The following is an 18,290-nucleotide window of genomic DNA, read 5'->3' as shown; positions in this document are numbered from 1 at the left end:
CCCGGCCACGCCCGGCGCGGGCCGTGCACCCGGGCGGGCCGAGGCCCCGGGCGCCCCGCGGAGTCGGGTCCGGGCTCCCCGGTGGCGCCCGCCCCGTCACGGCCGCCGTTCGGTGTCTCGCTCATGCCGCCGCCCCCTCTCACCGGTACTCCGCAAGCCTGCGGGCGATGCCGAGCACCGCGCCCGCCGCGCCCAGCACGGCCAGCACCGCGGCGCCGGCCGGCAGGCCCGACATCGCGTCCCGGCCGTCCTGGGCGGCCTGCGAGAACTCGAACTGCTCGTGGTCGAGCGCCTTGCCGAGCTGCTCGTCGACCGCGTCGAACGAGTCGCCCGTGGACTGCCGGTCGCCGCCCGCGGACTGCCGGCCGGGGTCGCCGATGACCTTCTTCAGCGCGCCGTCGTAGTCCCCCGCGTTGTCCTTGCCGCGGGCGTCCTTGTGCCGGGCCTGCCACTGGCGGACGCTGGCCATGGCCTTGGTGACGGGGTCCTTGCCCGCCGCGTCGTCGGCGAGGGCCGCCGCCTTGCCGAGCAGGCCGCCGCTGCCGTCGGCGCCGCCCAGGTCCGCCATCTGCCGGCTGAACTCGTAGTCGAACTTGTCCACCGTCGCGCCCCGCACGTCGAGGGTCTCGGCGCCGCGGCTGATCAGGGTGAGGTTCTCGTTGCCGCGGGCCTTGAGGGAGTCGATGCGGGCGTCGTCCAGGACGGTCAGGGAGCGCACCCCGTGGTCGTAGGACTCCTGTAGCTCCATGCGCGCGACGGTGTGCCCGACGACCAGCCAGAGCAGCGCCACCGTGCCGGCGGCGGTGGCGGCGAGCAGGCCCGTGTTGAAGATGCGGTTGGTGCGCCGGTAGGTGCGCCGCTGGGCCCAGACGAGCGCGCCGAGCGCCACCGCGCCCAGGCCGATCGCCGCCCAGGGGTAGGGGGTGGCGTCGTCGTAGTCGGCGTCCAGCTGGTCGTTCTCCGTCTTGTAGAGCTTCTCCGCCTCCTCCAGCATCTGCAGCTGCATCATGTCGTTCGCATACCGGAGGTAGGCGGCGCCCAGGGGGAGGCCGTTGCGGTTGTTGGCGCGGGCGCGCTCGATGAGGCCCGTGTAGCGCGGCAGGAGTTTGTTCAGCTCGGCGATGGTCCTGGCGGCCTCCGAGTCGGCCTCGGTGTTGGCGGCGGCCGTGGCGAGCTTCGCGGCGGCGGTCTCGATGTCCTTGGCGTACCGGTCCCGCACGTTCGCCGGCTCCTGGCCGCCGACCAGGAAGCCGGTGGACTCGGCGGTGTTGGCGTCGGCGAGGGAGCGGTAGATGTCGGCGGCGTCGGAGCTCAGCCGCTGGCTGTGGTGGAGCACCTGGTCGGCGGCGTCCGTCCGGTCGGTGGTCTGCCAGGCGGTGACCGCGCCGAAGGCGAGTACCAGCAGGGCCAGCACGGCGCCGATGATGCGCAGCCTGCCCGGCTCCGTCGCGGCGCCCGCCCGCAGCCGCTCGACGCCCTCCGCCCATGCCGTGCGCCGGTCGGGGAGACGGCCGCCCGGGCCGCCGGGGCGGGCCGCGCCCGGCCGGCCGGGCCCCTGCGGGGGCGTGGCGGGGGAGGGGACGGCACGGGCCGCCGGCACGGCGGGCGCCACTGCCGGCCGCGGCGCACCGGGTCCCGGCGGCGCCGCGCTCCCCTTCGGCGGGTGTGTCACCCTGACCTCCCCCTGGGTCGTCCGACGTCACTTCCGCCCGGTGCGCGGGGTGCGCGGGAAGAAGTCCACGGGCGCAAGTATGGCCGCAGGGACCGACATTCACACCAGCGTTGACGCGATCTTGCACCTGCGGCGTGTCCCGCCCGCCGCGGGCACCGCCCCGCGCCCCTGGCCCCGTCGCCCACCTGCCGGGAGGGCCGCGGCACCCCCCGCGTACGCCGTGACCCACCTGCCCTGGAACACGTCGGAACGCACCGTCTGGTTCCGCCTGCACCGGCGTGCGCGGCGCGCGGCCGGCGCCCGCGTCACTCGTCGGCCTCGAAATACGCCCGTACGCGGGCATGTGCCTCCTGCGGTGCCCCCAGGTGGTCCAGGCCGAACAGCGCGGCGCCCAGCACCGGACGGGCCGTGACCACCTGCGGCACGGCGCGCGGCGCACGCTCGGCGAGCAGGGCGCGGACGCCGTCGTCCAGCTGCGGGTGACGGGCCGCCAGCAGGCTGCCGCCGAGCAGCACCGGCACCTCCTCGCCGAGCAGCCCGAGCCGCCGCAGGGCGACGGTCGCCATGGTCACGATCTCGTCCGCGAGCCGGTCCACGAGTGAGCGCGCCACCGGGTCGCCGGCCGCGGCGGTGGCGAAGACCACGGGCGCGAGCTCCAGCCACCGTCCCTCCGCGATGTGCTTCAGATGCAGGGCCGCGATCAGGTCGTACATCGAGTCGAGCCCGAAGTGGCCCGGCAGGGTGCGGGCCAGGGCCGTGGGTCCGCCCCGGCCGTCCTCCGCACGCGCCGCGTGCCACAGCGCCTCCTCGGACAGGCCCCCGCCGCCGCCCCAGTCGCCGGAGATCCGGCCGATCGCGGGGAAGCGGGCGGTGCGCCCGTCCGGGATCATGCCCACGCAGTTGATGCCGGCCCCGCAGACCACGGCCACGCCGCGCGGCTCCGCCACGCCCGCGCGCAGGATGGCGAAGGTGTCGTTGCGCACCTCGACGCTGCCGCTCCAGCCGCGGCGGCGCAGCTCGGCGGCCAACTCCTCCTCCTCGACGGGCAGGTCGGCGTTGGCGAGACAGGCCGAGACATGGCTCACGGTGCGGGGCCCGGCCGGACCCATGGCCCTGGCCACCGCCTCCGCCACGACGTCCACCGCCGCCTCGGTGCCGGTCCTGCTCGGCTGGAACCCACCGCCGCGCGCGGTGCCGACCACCCGGCCGTCGGCGGCGACCAGCGCCACGTCCGTCTTGCTGTTTCCCGCGTCCACGGCGAGCACGGTGCCCGCGGCGGAGCCGGCCGGGGCGGCGTCCGCGGTGGCCCGCTCGGGGGCGGTGCCGCAGGGTGCGGCGGGGGCGGCAGTGCCCGGCGTGGCGGGGACGGCCTCGCCGGGTGTGCCGGGTGCGGTGGGGACCGCCTTGCCGGGTGTGCCGGGTGCGGTGGGGACGGCCGAGCGGGGTGCGCCGGGGGCGGCCGGAGGAGGCGTCATGCCCACGCGAGGTGCTCCCGGTTGTGCGCGATCAGCTGGTCGGTGAGGGCGTCGGCGTAGGCGTACTGGCCGATCAGCGGGTGGGCCAGCAGCGCGCGGAAGACCCGCTCGCGGCCCCCGCGCAGGGCGGCGTCCAGGGCAAGGTCCTCGTACGCCGTCACATTGGCCACCAGGCCCGCGTACAGCGGGTCGAGCTCCGGCACCGGCAGCGGCGCGGCGCCGCCGGGGCCGACGGCGGCCTGGACCTCGATCACGGCGTCGTCCGGGAGGAAGGGCAGGGTGCCGTTGTTCAGGGTGTTGACGACCTGGTAGGGGCTGCCGGCGGCCGGTGCGCCTGGTGTTGGTGTTGGTTCCGGTGCTGGTGTGCCCCGCGTCCGCGCGCCCGCCGCCGGCGCGCCCGCCACTCGTCCTCCTGCGCCCGGTGCGCTGTTCCCGCGCGCGCTCTCCGTCAGCGCGCCCCCTGCCGGCGCGCCCGCCGCCGGCCGCGTCGCGCCCTGCACGCCGCCGAGCAGCGCGGCGGCGAGGTCCACGGCCGCCTCCGAGTAGTACGCCCCGCCGCGCTTGGCGAGCAGCGCCGGCTTCTCGTCCAGCGCGGGGTCGCCGTACATCTCCAGGAGCTGCTTCTCCATGGCGGCCACCTCGGCGGCCCGGGACGGTTTGGTGCGCAGTTCGCGCACCACTTCGTCGTGCGCGTAGTAGTAGCGCAGGTAGTACGACGGGACGGTGCCGAGGCGGTCGAGGACGGCGCGCGGCAGGTGCAGGTCGGCGGCGATGGCGTCGCCGTGCTCCGCCAGCAGGGCGGGCAGCACGTCCTCGCCCCCGGGGCCGCCGAGTCGCACACTCGTCTCCCAGGTGAGGTGGTTGAGCCCCACATGACCGAGGTGGACGTCGGACGGCGTGGCGCCGAGCAGCGCGGCGAACTTCCGCTGGAATCCGATCGCCACGTTACACAGCCCGACCGCCTTGTGACCGGCCTTGAGCAGGGCGCGGGTCACGATGCCGACCGGGTTGGTGAAGTCGATGATCCAGGCGTCCGGCGCGGTGCGGCGCACCCGCTCGGCGATGTCGAGGACCACGGGGACGGTGCGCAGCGCCTTGGCGAGGCCGCCCGCGCCGGTGGTCTCCTGGCCCACGCAGCCGCACTCCAGCGGCCAGGTCTCGTCCTGCTGCCGGGCGGCCTGGCCGCCGACGCGCAGCTGCAGCAGCACGGCGTCGGCGCCGTCCAGCGCGGCGTCCAGGTCGCCGGTGGTGGTGACGGTGCCCGGGTGGCCCTGCTTGGCGAAGATCCGCCTGGCCAGGCCGCCGACCAGGCCGAGCCGGTCCGCCGCCGGGTCGACGAGGACCAGCTCGGCGACCGGCAGTACGTCACGCAGCCGGGCGAAGCCGTCGATCAGCTCGGGGGTGTAGGTGGAGCCGCCGCCCACCACGACGATCTTCCGCGGCACCGGTCCCGGTGCGGCGGCGTCGGGACGGGGGGAGGCTGCCCCGGTGGTCTCCTGCATGTGGTGCACTCAGCCCTTCACTCCGGTCAGCGTGACCCCTTCGACGAACGCACGCTGCGCGAAGAAGAACACGACGATCACAGGGGCCATGACCAGAACGGTCGCGGCCATGGTCAGGTTCCAGTCGGTGTGGTGGGCGCCCTTGAACGATTCGAGCCCATAGCTGAGCGTCCAGGCGCCGGGATTCTCGGAGGCGTAGATCTGCGGTCCGAAGTAGTCGTTCCAGGCGTAGAAGAACTGGAAGAGCGCGATGGCCGCGATGCCCGGCCGCGCCATGGGCAGCACCACCCTGAGCAGCGTCCGCAGCTCGCCGCAGCCGTCGACCCGGGCGGCGTCCAGGTACTCGTCCGGGATGGTCATCAGGAACTGCCGCAGCAGGAAGATGGAGAAGGCGTCGCCGAACGCCATGGGGATGATCAGCGGCCACAGGGTGCCGGACAGGCCGAGCTGCTTGGCCCAGAACAGGTACATCGGGATGATGATCACCTGCGGCGGCAGCATCATCATCGAGATCACCAGCATCAGCGACAGGTGCCGGCCGCGGAAGCGGAACTTGGCGAGCGCGTACGCCACCGGCACCGACGACACCACGGTGAGCACGGTGCCCAGGCCCGCGTACAGCAGGGTGTTGCGCCACCAGGTGAGGAAGCCGGGCGTGTCGAAGACCGTGCGGTAGTTGGACCACTGCCAGGTGTGCGGGATCAGGTCCCGGGTCAGCGTCTGCTGGTCCGTCATCAGGGACGTCAGCACCACGAACACGAACGGCAGGACGAAGAAGAGCGCCGCGGCCACGCCGAGGGCGTGGATCGCGATCCACTCCAGGAGCGCCGACCGGCGCCCGCCGCGGGCGGACCGGCCCGCTGCGGGCGCGGGGGCGGGGCGGGCGGCCACGGGGGCCGCGGAGGCGTCGGTCACCGGCTCACTCACCCGCCCCGATCAGCCCGCCCCTGCGCCGCATCAGCAGCGCCGTGAAGACCATGGCCAGCGCGAACAGCACCAGCGCGATCACACACGCGGAGCCGTAGTCGAAGCGCTGGAAGCCGAGGTTGTACACGAGCTGCGGCAGGGTCAGTGTCGACTTGTCGGGATAGCCGGGCTCGAACTGCTGCCCGGAGCCCCCGATGACGCCCGAGGCGACCTTCCCGGCGACCAGGGGCTGCGTGTAGTACTGCATCGTCTGGATGACTCCGGTGACCACGGCGAACATCACGATCGGGGAGATGTTCGGGAGGGTGACGAAGCGGAACCGCTGCCAGGCGGACGTCCCGTCCAGCTCGGCCGCCTCGTACTGCTCCCTGGGCACGTCCAGCAGCGCGGCCATGAAGATGACCATCAGGTCGCCGACGCCCCACAGCGCCAGCATGGTCAGCGCGGGCTTGGACCACGACGGGTCGTTGAACCAGCCGGGCGCGGGCAGCCCGGCCCGCTCCAGCAGCGAGTTGACGGGTCCGGTCCCGGGGTTGAGCAGGAAGGCGAACGCCATGGTGGCGGCCACCGGGGGTGCCAGGTACGGCAGGTAGAAGAGCGTACGGAAGACGCCCGTGGCCGTCTTGACCTTGGTGATCAGCACGCCGACGCCCAGGCCGAAGACGACCCGGCAGGTGACCATCACCACCACCAGCCAGAGCGTGTTCCCCAGCGCCGGCCAGAACAGCGGGTAGGCGTCGAAGACGTACGTCCAGTTGGCGAACGAGTTCCACACCGGCGGCTTGAAGCCGTCGTACTTCATCAGCGAGAAGTAGACGGTCGACACCAGCGGATAGGCGAAGAAGACCGAGAAACCCACCAGCCAGGGCGACATGAACGCGGCGGTGCGCAGGGCGGAGCGGCGGCGTTTGGCGCGCAGCGTGCTGGCGCCCCCAGGCGTGCTCGTGCCCGGGCCCGCAGGCGTGCTCGTGCTCCGGCCGGCGTGCCTGTTCGTGCTCGTGTTCGTGTTCGTGCTCGTGTTCGTGCTCATCGCGGACTCCCGGCCGTCACTTCTGCTGGGCGATGTCCGTGTCGATCTCCCTGGCGGTCTTCGCCAGGCCCGCCTTCAGGTCCTTCGTGGCGCCCTTCTCGTACGAGAAGCCGAGGTTCTGGATGGAGGTGAGGTACTGGCCGCCGTTGGGGGAGGCCGGGGTGGTGGTGCTGTGCGGGTTCCGGGCGATGTCCAGGAACGTCTTGAAGCGCGGGTCGTAGCGGAGCCCCGGCGACTTCAGGGCGGCCAGCGTGGAGGGCACGTTGTGGATGGCGTTGGCGAAGTTCACCACCGCGGTGGTGTCGGTGGTCAGGAACTTCACGAACTCCCAGGCGGCGTTCTGCTTCTTGCTGGTGGCGGCTATCCCGGCGATGGTGCCCGTGATGTAGCCCTTGCCGTACGTCTCGCGCTGGTCGTCGGGCACCGGCAGCGGGGCCACCCCGATCCGGAACTTCGGGTGGGTGGCCTCGGCCATGCCGAGCCGCCACTCGCCGTCCAGCTGCATGGCGACCTGGCCGGTCTGGAACGGATGTTTGGCGCCCCACTCGTCGCCGAAGGTGGACCGGTACCTCTCCAGCTTCCGGTAACCGCCCAGCTCGTCCACGAGTTTCTTCTGGAACGCGAAGCCCTGCGCGATCGCCGGGTCCGTGGCCACGGTCGACTTGCCGTCCTTGCCGAAGTACGTCGGCGACCACTGGGCGAAGTAGTGCTCGGTGGTCGTCTCGTAGCCGTGGTAGGTCGGCATGAAGCCGAGCTGCTCGTAGGAGTCGCCCCTGGGCTTCGTCAGCTTCTTCGCGTCGGCCTCGAACTCGGACCAGGTCTTCGGCGGCGCCTTGATGCCCGCGGCCTTGAACGCGTCCTCGTTGTAGTACAGCCCGTACGCGTCGCCGAGCAGCGGGACCGAGCAGCGCACGCCGTCGTACTGTGTGTACTCGGCCATCGGCTTCGGGAACGTCTTCTCCGGGTCGATGCCCGACTTCTCGAGATACGGCTTCAGGTCGACGAAGGCGCCCGACGAGCAGAACTTGCCGACGTTGTTGGTGGTGAACGAGGACACCACGTCCGGTGCGTCGGAGCCACCCGCCCGCAGGGCCTGGTTGACCTTGTCGTCGTTGATGTTGCCGACCACCTTCACATGGATGTTCGGGTGGGCCTTCTCGAACGCCCGCACGTCGTCGTCGACCGCCTTGACCTCGTTCGGCGCGCTCCAGCCGTGCCAGAACGTGATCGTGGTCTCCTTGGACGCGTCGTCCGTGGCGCCGGAGCCCGACTGCCCCGTACAGGCCGCGGCGAACAGGGTGGTGGAGGCGACGGCGAGCAGCGCCGCGGCCCTGCTTCGGCTTACGGACATGACATCTCCCAGGGATGAGGGGACGGGTCAGCGGCGAGAGGTGTCGAAGACCTCGTCACGGGTGGCGGCGAGCGCACTCTCCAGGGCGCCGCGCAGCACCGGGTGCTCCGTCACCTCGCCCACCACGAGCCGGGGCCGTGAGGCGGCCAGCTCGTCCAGCTCGGCCTGGACCAGCTCCCGCAGCGCTTCGCCGCCGGCGGTGAACAGGGCGCCGCTGAGCACGACGAGTTCGGGGTCGAGCACCGACACCAGGGAGGCGAGGCCGGTGGCGAGGGCCGTCGCATAGGTCGTCAGCAGCCGCAGCCGGGGGCCTTCCCGGCGGGCCGCGGCCGCCCCGATCAGCTCGGCCGCCACCTGGGCGTACGGCCCTTGCGGCACCGGTGAGACGCCCACCTCGCGGGCCAGGCCCGGCACCACCTGGGAGCCGGCCAGCTCCTGGTAGCCGCCGCTGTTGGCCCGGGTCACCTGCCGTACCAGGGGCGCGCCGGGCACCGGCAGGAAGCCGACCTCGCCCGCGCCGCCGCGGAAGCCGCGGTGCAGCCGGCCGCCGATGACGAGCGCGGCGCCGAGGCCCTCCTCGTTCCACAGCAGGACGAAGTCCTCGTGGCCGCGGGCCGCGCCGAGGCGCTGCTCGGCGATGGCCGCCAGATTGACGTCGTTCTCGTACTCCAGGGGCATCGGCAGTGCGGCGGCCAGCTCGTCCAGCAGCGCGGGGGAGTGCCAGCCGGGCAGGTGCGAGGCGTAGCGCAGCCGTCCGGTGTTCGGGTCGAACGCGCCCGGCGTGCCGATCACCACCCGGTGCAGGTCGCCGCGGGTCAGGCCGGCCGCCTTGGCCGCCTTGTCGACGGCCTCGGTGACCTGCCGGACGACGGGGGTCCCCGGATGCCGGCCCGGGGTGCGCAGCTCGTGGCGGCCGACCGTCGTGCCGGTGATGTCGGCGACCGCGGCGATGATGCGGTCCGGGGTGACGTCGAGGCCCGCGGCGTACGCGGCGGCCGGGTTGACGGCGTACAGCTGGGCGTTGGGGCCCGGCCGGCCCTCGCTGGTGCCGGTGGCGAGGACCAGGCCGGCGGCCTCCAGGCGGGCCAGCAGCTGGGAGGCGGTGGGCTTGGACAGGCCGGTCAGGTTGCCGATCCTGGTGCGGGACAGCGGGCCGTGGGCGAGCAGCAGATCGAGGGCGGCGCGGTCGTTCATGGCGCGCAGCACGCTCGGGGTGCCGGGGGTTCCCGTGGAACCTGCCATCACACGACACCCGCCCCTCGCGCCCCGCCGGGGCCTGGTGCGGCACCCTCCGAGCTTTGTTAGGAAAGTTTCCTATTGGCGGATCAAGGTAGGGGTGGCCCGAAGGACCGTCAAGAGCGCACGTGACGGCGGCAACCAAGTCGTTACCTCGGTGCGGTGCGGCTCCATCCTTCCGGAGCGGCACCCGCGTTCGGTCTCCGTGGGCCGGCCCTCCGCTCCCGGAGGGGGAGAGGCGGCATCACCCATCGGCCGCCGCGCACCCGCCGCGCTCTGGTGCGGCGCCGACACCCGCTGTCATGATGAGCCGTCCGACCGACCGTGCGAAACTCGAACCGAATTCGGGGAGGCGCCGTGCTGACCACGGAAGAGCAGGTCCGTGCACTCAAGGACGAGGACTTCCGGCTGGGGCTCGCGCAGGAACTCCAGGCCCATCCCGCCGGTGACCCGGCGGGCGAGGTGTACGTGTCCGCAGGCCAGGCGGCCAACACCTGTGAGTCGTTCAGCAGTTGCCGAACCCTCTGCAGCTTCTGACACGCCGGACACACCGGCCGCGCCCCGGCCGGGGCGCGGCTCCAGCGCACCCGTACGGGGGGCTTTCCGTGGTGGACGCATCCCAGCCGGCGGTGGACGCGGCGCCGGTGCCCCCGGGCACGTCCCAGCCGGTGGACGCGGCGCCGCCGTCTCCGGACACCTCGCCGCCGTCGCCGGACACCTCGCCGCCGTCGCCGGACACCTCGCCGCGGTCCCCGGACACCTCGCCGCTGCTCCTGGCCGCCGCCCGCGCCGTGCCTCTCAGCCGCAGGGGCCGGGCTTCGGCCACCGATGACTCCCTCGGCCCGCGCGCCGACCGCACGCTGGCCCGCTGGCGGGCCCAGCGGCCCTTCGACCAGGACGGCTGGTTCGAACGCCGGCTGGCCGCCGACGGACTGGACCCGCACCTGCTGCGCGGGCTGCTGACGGAGCCCCCCGACGCCCTGGCCGACCGGCTCGGCGCCCCCGAACCCTGGGCGCGGCACCTGGCCGGAGCCTTCGCCCGCCCCTCGCCCGCCGCGTTGGCCATTCCCGACGAGGACGCCTTCGCCACCCTCGTCGCCCCGCTGCTGGCCGCGGCCCGCGACCGGCTGCGGCAGGGCATCGCGGACCTCGGGCCCACGCCGCTGGGCACGCCCGACGAGATCACCGCACACCTGGTCCCGTCCCTCACCGCCTCCGCACACGCCATGGCGTTGCGCACCCTGATCGTGGAACTGCACGCGGCCCGACTCACGGGCCGGCTGACCGGGGACACCCCGCAGGACCGCTACCGTGACTTCCTGCGCCAACTGGCCGACCCGGCCCGGGCGCTCGCGCTGCTGGCCGAGTACCCGGTGCTGGCCCGCCGGCTGACGGTGGCCGCCGGCCAGTGGACCGACACCCACCTCACGTTCGTGCGCCGGCTGGCCGCCGACCTGCCCGCCCTCTCCCGCAAATTCGCCGCGGGTGCTCCGCTGGGCCCCCTCGTCGAGATCCGCACCGGCCTGGGCGACGCCCACCGCGGCGGCGCCACGGTCACCGCGCTGCGCTTCCGTGGCGGCACCCACCTCGTCTACAAGCCCCGCCCGACCGACGTCGACCGGCACTTCTCGGACCTGCTGCGCTGGCTCAACCCGCGGCTGCGCCTGCCCCTGCTCGAGGTGACCCACCTCCCGCGCGACGGCTACGGCTGGACGGCCCACGTGGCGGCCCGGCCCTGTCGCACCGACGCCGAGCTGCGCGCCTTCTACCACCGCGCCGGCGTCCTGGCCGCACTGCTGTACGTGCTGGAGGCCGTCGACTGCCACGCGCAGAACCTCATCGCCGCCGGCGACCAGCCCGTCCTGGTCGACCTGGAGGCACTGTTCCAGCCCGACCTGCGCGAACCCGCGAAGGCACTCTCCCCCTCCGAACGCCTCGCACGTCACGACGCCACCCACTCGGTCCTGCGCTCGGGCCTGCTGCCCCAGCGCATGTGGGACGAGAACGGCAACGGCGGCACCGACCTGTCGGCCCTGGGCTGGGATCCCGCGCGGCTGCCACCCCGCACCGTCCCCCAGGTCGCCGAGGGCGGCACCGACCGGATGCACATCGTCTACCGGCCGATGCCCGTCGACGCCGCCGCCAGCCGCCCCGTCCCGCCCGACCGGCCGCTGAACCCGGCCGACTTCGCCGACGACCTGGACGCCGGGTTCACCGAGGCCTACACCCTCATGGCCCGCGACAAGCCGGGCGTGCGCCGCCGGCTGCGGGCCTTCGCCGCCGACCACACCCGGCTGCTGCGCCGCGACACCCTCGAATACCACAGCCTGCTGACCGCGGCCCACCACCCCGACCTGCTGCGCGACGCCCTCGACCAGGACCGCCACCTGGACCGGCTGTGGGCCCTGGCGGCCTGGGAGGAGAGCGCCGAGGCCTTCCTCGTCCACGAACGCGCCGACCTGTGCGACAACGACATCCCGCTGTTCACCGTGCGCCCCGACAGCGTCGACGCCCACTCCTCAACCGGCGCCTTGATCCCCGCCGTCACCGACCGGTGCGCACTCGACGCCGCGCTGGCGGGGCTCGACGCCCTCGGGCCCCGCGACCTGGCCCGCCAGCGCCGGCTGCTGCGCCTGTCGGTGACCACCGCCGCCGGCGCGAGCGAACCGCGGCACGCCCCGGCCGCCCCCGCCCCCCGCCCGGCCCCCGGCACGCAGGACCCCGCCGCTCTGCGTACCCGCGCCCTGACCGCGGCCGCCCGGGCCGCCGACCACCTGCTGCGCGAGGCGTACCGCGGGCCGGCCGACCTCGCCTGGATCGGCCCCAACTGGACGCCGCCGGGCCGATGGGCCCCGGCGGCACTCGGCCCGGGCCTCTACAGCGGCACCGCCGGCATCACCCTCTTCCTCCACCACCTCGCGCGCCTCACCGGCGACCCGGCGCACCGAAGCGCCGCCCAGGCCACCGGCGTCACCCTCCGCCTGCAGATCCAGCGCCGCGCCGACCGCCTCACCGGCGGCCTGACCGGTACCGGAGGCATCCTCTACACCCTCGCCCACCTGGCCGCCCACCGTCCCGACGCCGAACTGGACGCCCTCGCCGCCGCCGTCGTGGCCCGGGCGGCCGGCACCGCGGACGACGACGCCTTCTTCGACATCATCGACGGCTGTGCGGGCACCATCGCCGGCCTGGCCGCCTGGGCGGCGGTACGCCCCGCCGGCGCCGTGACCGACGCCCTCGCGCGCTGCGCCGAACGGCTCGTGGACCAGGCCGGGCCCCAGCCAGACGGCGGGGTCGGCTGGCTGCCCCGTTCGCCGGCCGACACGGCGGGCCGGCCACTGGCCGGATTCGCCCACGGCGCCTCGGGCATCGCCTGGGCGCTCAGCAGGGCGGCCGCCCTGCTCGGCGACGAGCGGCTGTCCGCCCTCGCGTGTGCGGCCCTGGACTACGAGCACACCCTCTTCGACGCGGACGCCGCCAACTGGCGCGACGTGCGCGACGACGGCTCACCGCAGGGCCCGTCCTACCCCGTGCTGTGGTGCCACGGAGCCGGGGGCATCGCCCTCGCACGCGGGGAGCTGCTCGGCACGCTCGACCACCCGCGGCTGCGCGAGGAGCACACCGCGGCCCTGGCCACGGTGGAGCGCGCGGGCTTCGGGGACAACTTCTCCCTGTGCCACGGCGATCTGGGCAACCTGGAGGCACTGCTGCTGGCGGGTGGCGCCGCGCGGGACGCCGCGCTGCGGCAGGCCGCTGCGACCCTCGACGGCCTGGAGGAGCGGGGCTGGGTGTGCGGCATGCCGCACGGAGTGCACAGCCCCTCCCTGATGGTCGGGGTCGCCGGGATCGGCTACGGACTGCTCCGCCTGGCCGCGCCGGACACCACCCCCTCCGTGCTGGCCCTCCACCCGCCCCGGTGACCTCGCGTGGCGCGCGGCGGACGGAGGCGGCCCGAAGGCGCGCGGGTCCCGACGGTCACACCGCGGTGACCCGCCGGGTGGGTGGGCGCAGGTCGGCCATGCGGCGCTCCGCGCCGCTTCTGCGCAGGGCGAGGTAGCCGGCGAAGGCAGCGGGACCGAAGTAGATCTGAGCCGGTACCAGTGCCGGTCGGTGCCCGGTCAGTGCGTGCGTGACCACGGGGGTGAGCGGAGGCAGCAGCCCGCCGAAGACCGCCACGAGACCGAGCGCGAGGAACAGGCCGCGCCGCCCGTACGCCTTGTGGGCGACCGTGCTGTACAGGGCGTACACGAGCAGGTCGCCCATGCCGACCACGGCGCCGAGGCCGCCCGCGCGCAGGCCCGCGGAGGGAGCGAAGGCGTAGCCCTGCACGGCGTCGAGCAGACGCCGGGTCAGGGGGACGACGGTGGCGAAGAAGGCGTCGTAGCCACCGAGTCCCACCGCGAACAGGGAGACGTGGCGCAGTCTGAGGCCGCCCTGGGCGTTGAGGTTGGCCGCCCCCACGGCCATCAGTATGGTGAGGGCGCTGTTGACGAGCCAGTACCCGGTGGCGTGCGTGGGATCCTGGGCCGCGGACCGTGCCGTGACCCAGTCCGCGGCGAGCAGAGCCGCGATCAGCAGCCTGCGCGCCACCGGACGCGGCAGCACCGCCCCGTACACGACGTCGAGGCCGACCGCGAGGGTGCCGGCCAGGACCAGCGGCAGCAGCCAGCCGGGCAGGGCGAGGTACAGGAACGGCAGGGCGACGACGAAGCCCATCATGACCAGGACGTCCCTGCCGTTGAACACGCCGATGGCGGGCCGTGGCAGTGCGGTGCGGGCGAAGAGGCCCACGGCGGCGAGCGCGGCCCCGGTGGACAGGCCCAGGGTGACGAGGACGAAGAAGGCGCTCTGCCCGAGGCTCATGCGGCACTCCTCGCGAAGCTGGTCTCCAGCAGATCGCAGCGGTAGCGGCGCAACCGGTGCGGGTCGACATCGCTGATCCCCACGGTGGCGTCGAGCCCCGCCGCGCGCAGCCGGTCGGCGAGATCGGCGCGGTCCCAGCCGGCGACCTGCGAGGCCGGCAGTTCGATGTGCAGCCGCCCCGCGCGCACGCTCGCCCGGTACCGGACGGGCCAGCGGGCGCCGGGCAGGGCGTCGAGGACTTCGATGATCTGGCGGGGGGTGACGGTGCTCCCACCGGCCGTCAGGACGTGGTCGGCCTTCCCGAGGATCTGCGAGGTCGCCGGGGTGTCGGCCATCTCGCAGTCGAGGGATCCCCCGGGGAGCCGGCGCACCACGTCCCGGGTGTCGTACCGGAAGACCGGCATGCACTCCCGGTACGGGTAGAACGGCGTCGCGACGACCGTGCCCAGGGCGCCGGGCGTGGCGGGGGCGCCGGTGCGCAGGTCGGCGACCTCCACCAGCCCGGTGCCCGCCTCGAAGTGCAGGTGCCGCCTGCTGCAGGTCGCCGCCGACACGGGCGTGATCTCCGTCATGCCGTAGAGGTCGTGGACGCGCGCGCCGAAGGTCTCCCGTGCCGCGGCGGCGAGGGCGGGGGAGAGGACCTCACTGCCGACGTTGATGGCGCGCAGCCTGAAGTCCCGGGGCCCGAGGCCGCGTTCGCGGGCGAGGTGGACGAGTTGGCCGAGGTAGCTCGGATAGGTCGTCATGAGGGTGGGGGCGGAAGGACCCGTTCCGGTCATCAGCCGCAGCGTCTCCTCGGGAGGCACGAGACCGACCATGCGGATCGCCGCCCCGGACAGCCGCGCCACCTGCATCTCGGAGTAGGCGGTCCCGGTCGCCCGGGAACTGACGTTGACCTGCGTCAGGTCGGTGGTGCGGAGGGTGCCGCGCAGTACCTGGGAGAGGGAGACGAGGGCCGGCCACAGCCGCTCCTCGTACCGCGAGTACCAGATCTCCAGGGGCTCCTGGGTGGTGCCCGTGGTGCGCGAGGCGAGGAACGGTTCCCCACAGACGAAGTCGGCGGGGCGCTTGACGAGGTCGGTCTTGGTGGTGACGGGGATGGCGGAGACGTTCCCCGGGGTCAGGGCGGAGGGGTCGGCCCCGGCGGCCGCGAAGTGCTCGGCGTAGAAGGCGGACCTGTCCGTCAGCCGCTGCGCGGTGCGCCGCAGCGCCTTGACGGTCAGTTCCTCCCGGATGGCCGGATCGGCCGCGGGCCCGCGCAGCACCTGCTCGACGTCCTCGCCCGGTGCTCCGAACTCGGACATCGTGGCCAGCGCGTCCGCGACCAGCCTCTCCGCGGAACGCACACTGACCGGTCGGCCGAGGACGGTCGCCAGGGCGAGCCGCACCTGACGGATGCCTGTGTCGAACACGTGCCCCTCCCGCTGTCGGACCCTGGTGAGCAGACGACTGCCGGGGCGGGCCTGGCCCACCCCGGCGGCACATCAGCTGATGCAGTTGGAGAACAGAACGGCGGCCATGGAGCCCATGATGTATTTCGTGTGCTTCAGCGTGGAAACGATGGACCGCATCGGATCGACCTCCTTGTCGGCGGCGTCCACGGATCCGTGGACGCCGCCATGCTGAAACGGCGCTCCTGGGGTGTCAATGCTGTATGCGTCGGGGCGTTGGCGTTTTCTCCGTCAGGTGCGTAGAACGGTGCCGCCCGGCGCGGGACGGGCGCGTGGACGGAATGCCGCATTCATGTAATGTGCCCGCGGCCGGAACGGCCCTCATGCGTGCTACCTGCGTCGACACCGTGACGGTCGCGCGACGCGCGGCGGCGGTGCCGGCGCGGTGCGGGGCTCACCCAAAGCGGCAGCAGGAAGCGGTGGAGACGGAATTCCACTTCTCCGGCCGGCGGTCGGGCGACCGCCGGTACGACCTCATCCGCTTTCCGTGGAAACCGCCACGGAAATCCGGAGGCCGAGAATCGCATTCCGCTTCTCCCATGCCGAGTACACATGCGGAAGTCACGGGGTCACTTCCGCAGGGCTGCCCGGAACGGTGAATTCGACGGTGGAAGTGGTTCTCCCGCGCCGGTGCACGCGTGCCCCGGGCGCGCACGCGGCGTGCCTACTTGGTAGGCGCGCACCCGGCGTGCCTACTTGGTGCCCGGCTGGCGCGGTGCGGGGTTCGGGGCGGGGGTGAGGGGGTCGGCGGTGGTGGCGTGGGCGGACGGCGGCGCCACGTTCGCCGCGGGGTCGGGCGCCGGCGCCTGGTCGTCCGCCTGCGCGGGCACCTGGCCGATGATCTGGATGCCGGCCCGGTCGAAGGCCTGCTTGATGCGCCAGCGCAGTTCGCGTTCGACGGCCACGGACTGCCCCGGCATGGTCTTCGCCGAGACGTGCACCACCATCGAGTCCAGCAGCACGCTGTCGAGGCCCAGCACCTCCACGGGGCCCCACAGGCGCTCGTTCCACGGCTCCTCGGCCGCGAGGCCCCGGCCCACCTCGACGAGGGTGGCGCGGACCGCGTCCAGGTCCTCCTCGGGGCGCACCGTGACGTCCACGCGCGCGGTGGCCCAGCCCTGGCTGAGGTTGCCGATCCGCTTGACCTCGCCGTTGCGCACGTACCAGATCTCGCCGTCGTCACCGCGGAGCTTGGTGACCCTGAGGCCCACCTCGATGACCTCGCCCGAGGCCACGCCCGCGTCGACGGTGTCCCCGACGCCGTACTGGTCCTCCAGGATCATGAAGACGCCGGAGAGGAAGTCCGTGACCAGATTGCGGGCGCCGAAGCCGATCGCGACGCCCGCCACCCCGGCCGACGCCAGCAGCGGGGCCAGGTTGATCTTGAATGCCGAGAGGATCATCAGCGCGGCGGTGCCGAGGACCAGGAACGACGCCACCGACCGGAGCACCGAGCCGATCGCCTGCGAGCGCTGTCTGCGCCGCTCGGCGTTGACGAGCAGCCCGCCGAGCGCCGTGCCGTCCACGACCTGCGCCGTGCGGTTCATCCGATCGATGAGCCGGGTGATGGTGCGGCGGATGAGCGTCCGCAGCACCACCGCTATCACGATGATCAGCAGGATCCGCAGGCCGATGCCGAGCCAGGTGGACCAGTTCTGCTCGAACCAGTCCGCGGTGAGCGTGACCCTCTTGTGGGCGTCCTGGAGCGTGTGCGGCTCGGAGGCCGGGCTCGGCGGAGCCTGGACGGGCAGGACGGACACGAACACTGCGGTACCTCCGTGACGGACATGTGTGCGGCGGTCCGCGGGAACGGTGGCGCGGCGAGCACTGCCGAGTGCACTCGGGCGGGCCCCGGCAGCGCTGTGAGCAGCACGGCCGCCACCAACCCCATGATCACCGACGTCCGCACCGTACGGGACCGCAACCACACTAACGGGGCATTGTGTGTGCATCGTCGTGATGTTCGAGGGAGAGACTGTGTTCACCTGGGGATGAAGGTCATGTGGTGGAAAACACTTCCAGCCCGTTACCGGTTCATGCTGGCGCTACGACCAGGCATGAGGGGAGACTGAATCAGATCGTCCCGGCGCGAGCCACGCGCCGCCGGCGTACAAGGAGGCATCCGTGCCGCATGTCCTGGTCCTCAACGCGTCGTACGAGCCCCTCGGTGTCGTACCGCTCCGCCGCGCGCTCGTCCTCGTCCTTGAGAACAAGGCAGTTTCTCTTGAGGAATCCGGCGCCTTCATGCACAGCGCCACCGTCACCGTGCCCGCGCCCAGCGTGGTGCGGCTGAAGAGGTTCGTCCGGGTCCCCTACCGGGGGCCCGTTCCGCTGACCCGTCGTGCCCTGTTCGCCCGCGACGGCGGCCGCTGCATGTACTGCGGTGGCGTCGCCACCAGCGTCGACCACGTCATCCCGCGCAGCCGCGGCGGCAAGCACGTCTGGGACAACGTGGTCGCTTCCTGCCGCCGCTGTAACCACGTCAAGGCGGACCGTCACCTGATGGAGCTGGGCTGGCGGCTGCGGCACAAGCCGGCGCCACCCACCGGCCTGGCCTGGCGCATCATCGGCACCGGGCATAGGGATCCGCGCTGGCTGCCCTACTTGCAGCCGTACGGCGCGGACGACGCCATGGCCCGGATCGACGGCATATCCGCCTGAGGATCCGGGCCTTCGTCGTCCTCGCCCCCTTGAAGGCGCCCGAAGCGCCCGAAACGGGGCGACCGCCGGCCGGTGGTGGGTCGCGGGCGCGGTTCCTCACGCCCCTGTCGGGGCGCAGCCCC

Annotated in this window: 12 protein-coding genes and 2 pseudogenes; 3 read left to right on the top strand and 11 right to left on the bottom strand. The window is 73.4% G+C overall.

The features are described from left to right. Nucleotides 1–139: 139 nt before the first annotated feature. The 8 genes and pseudogenes from ACSMXW_RS09545 to ACSMXW_RS09510 form a co-directional block, all read right to left on the bottom strand. Nucleotides 140–1,672 carry a hypothetical protein gene (locus tag ACSMXW_RS09545; RefSeq protein ID WP_485805209.1) on the bottom strand — a complete coding sequence of 511 codons (1,533 nt, stop codon included), beginning with the start codon at nucleotides 1,670–1,672 and terminating at the stop codon, nucleotides 140–142. 305 nt (nucleotides 1,673–1,977) lie between these two features. Continuing rightward, on the bottom strand, nucleotides 1,978–3,147 hold the full coding sequence (locus ACSMXW_RS09540; protein WP_485805208.1) for an N-acetylglucosamine kinase: 1,170 nt from the start codon (nucleotides 3,145–3,147) through the stop codon (nucleotides 1,978–1,980). Then, a pseudogene (locus tag ACSMXW_RS09535) lies at nucleotides 3,144–3,470 on the bottom strand (family 4 glycosyl hydrolase); the annotation flags it as partial. The gene ACSMXW_RS09540 and the pseudogene ACSMXW_RS09535, both read right to left, overlap by 4 nt. Before the next feature lie 177 nt (nucleotides 3,471–3,647). Then, a pseudogene (locus ACSMXW_RS09530) lies at nucleotides 3,648–4,592 on the bottom strand (family 4 glycosyl hydrolase); the annotation flags it as partial. Between the two features lie 66 nt (nucleotides 4,593–4,658). Continuing rightward, a complete protein-coding gene (locus ACSMXW_RS09525; RefSeq protein ID WP_485807917.1) occupies nucleotides 4,659–5,540 on the bottom strand; it encodes a carbohydrate ABC transporter permease in 882 nt (293 codons plus the stop codon). Between the two features lie 28 nt (nucleotides 5,541–5,568). Continuing rightward, nucleotides 5,569–6,450, bottom strand: coding sequence for a carbohydrate ABC transporter permease (locus ACSMXW_RS09520; protein ID WP_485807915.1), 882 nt, complete (start codon nucleotides 6,448–6,450; stop codon nucleotides 5,569–5,571). A 172-nt stretch (nucleotides 6,451–6,622) separates the two neighbouring features. Further along, the gene (locus ACSMXW_RS09515) at nucleotides 6,623–7,957 is read right to left on the bottom strand and encodes an ABC transporter substrate-binding protein (protein WP_485805206.1); all 1,335 of its coding nucleotides are present in this window, start codon (nucleotides 7,955–7,957) and stop codon (nucleotides 6,623–6,625) included. Nucleotides 7,958–7,984: 27 nt separating this feature from the next. Further along, complete coding sequence (locus tag ACSMXW_RS09510; protein ID WP_485805204.1) at nucleotides 7,985–9,199, bottom strand: ROK family transcriptional regulator; 1,215 nt, start codon at nucleotides 9,197–9,199, stop codon at nucleotides 7,985–7,987. 351 nt (nucleotides 9,200–9,550) lie between these two features. On the opposite strand from ACSMXW_RS09510, the gene ACSMXW_RS09505 reads away from it, so the two are divergent. Together ACSMXW_RS09505 and lanM are read left to right on the top strand one after the other, a co-directional pair. Then, nucleotides 9,551–9,730: a hypothetical protein gene (locus ACSMXW_RS09505; protein ID WP_485805202.1), complete on the top strand. Its 180-nt coding sequence runs from the start codon at nucleotides 9,551–9,553 to the stop codon at nucleotides 9,728–9,730. A gap of 68 nt (nucleotides 9,731–9,798) precedes the next feature. Beyond that, entirely contained in the window at nucleotides 9,799–13,113 is a 3,315-nt protein-coding gene (gene lanM / locus ACSMXW_RS09500) for a type 2 lanthipeptide synthetase LanM (RefSeq protein WP_485805201.1), read from the top strand. Nucleotides 13,114–13,168: 55 nt separating this feature from the next. On the opposite strand, the gene ACSMXW_RS09495 is transcribed toward lanM, so the two are convergent. The 3 genes from ACSMXW_RS09495 to ACSMXW_RS09485 all read right to left on the bottom strand — a co-directional run bounded on the left by ACSMXW_RS09495 (nucleotide 13,169) and on the right by ACSMXW_RS09485 (nucleotide 17,273). Continuing rightward, entirely contained in the window at nucleotides 13,169–14,056 is an 888-nt protein-coding gene (locus tag ACSMXW_RS09495) for a hypothetical protein (protein ID WP_485805199.1), read from the bottom strand. Then, complete coding sequence (locus tag ACSMXW_RS09490; protein ID WP_485805198.1) at nucleotides 14,053–15,468, bottom strand: phenylacetate--CoA ligase family protein; 1,416 nt, start codon at nucleotides 15,466–15,468, stop codon at nucleotides 14,053–14,055. The genes ACSMXW_RS09495 and ACSMXW_RS09490 overlap by 4 nt, the downstream gene beginning before the upstream one ends. A 731-nt stretch (nucleotides 15,469–16,199) precedes the next feature. Further along, complete coding sequence (locus tag ACSMXW_RS09485; protein WP_485805196.1) at nucleotides 16,200–17,273, bottom strand: mechanosensitive ion channel family protein; 1,074 nt, start codon at nucleotides 17,271–17,273, stop codon at nucleotides 16,200–16,202. A 358-nt stretch (nucleotides 17,274–17,631) separates the two neighbouring features. On the opposite strand from ACSMXW_RS09485, the gene ACSMXW_RS09480 reads away from it, so the two are divergent. Beyond that, complete coding sequence (locus tag ACSMXW_RS09480) at nucleotides 17,632–18,168, top strand: HNH endonuclease (RefSeq protein ID WP_485805194.1); 537 nt, start codon at nucleotides 17,632–17,634, stop codon at nucleotides 18,166–18,168. Nucleotides 18,169–18,290 lie beyond the last annotated feature (122 nt).

The organism is Streptomyces sp. DSM 116793, from assembly GCF_057320905.1.
The sequence above is the reverse complement of the archived record's forward strand: the minus strand, read 5'-3'. Positions and strand labels throughout refer to the sequence as shown.

Coding starts and splice junctions, on each gene's coding strand:
- ACSMXW_RS09540 (WP_485805208.1), bottom strand. CDS start 3,147: ATGACGCCTCCTCCGGCCGCCCCCGGCGCACCCCGCTCGGCCGTCCCC.
- ACSMXW_RS09520 (WP_485807915.1), bottom strand. CDS start 6,450: ATGTCGCCCTGGCTGGTGGGTTTCTCGGTCTTCTTCGCCTATCCGCTG.
- ACSMXW_RS09515 (WP_485805206.1), bottom strand. CDS start 7,957: ATGTCCGTAAGCCGAAGCAGGGCCGCGGCGCTGCTCGCCGTCGCCTCC.
- ACSMXW_RS09510 (WP_485805204.1), bottom strand. CDS start 9,199: ATGGCAGGTTCCACGGGAACCCCCGGCACCCCGAGCGTGCTGCGCGCC.
- ACSMXW_RS09495 (WP_485805199.1), bottom strand. CDS start 14,056: ATGAGCCTCGGGCAGAGCGCCTTCTTCGTCCTCGTCACCCTGGGCCTG.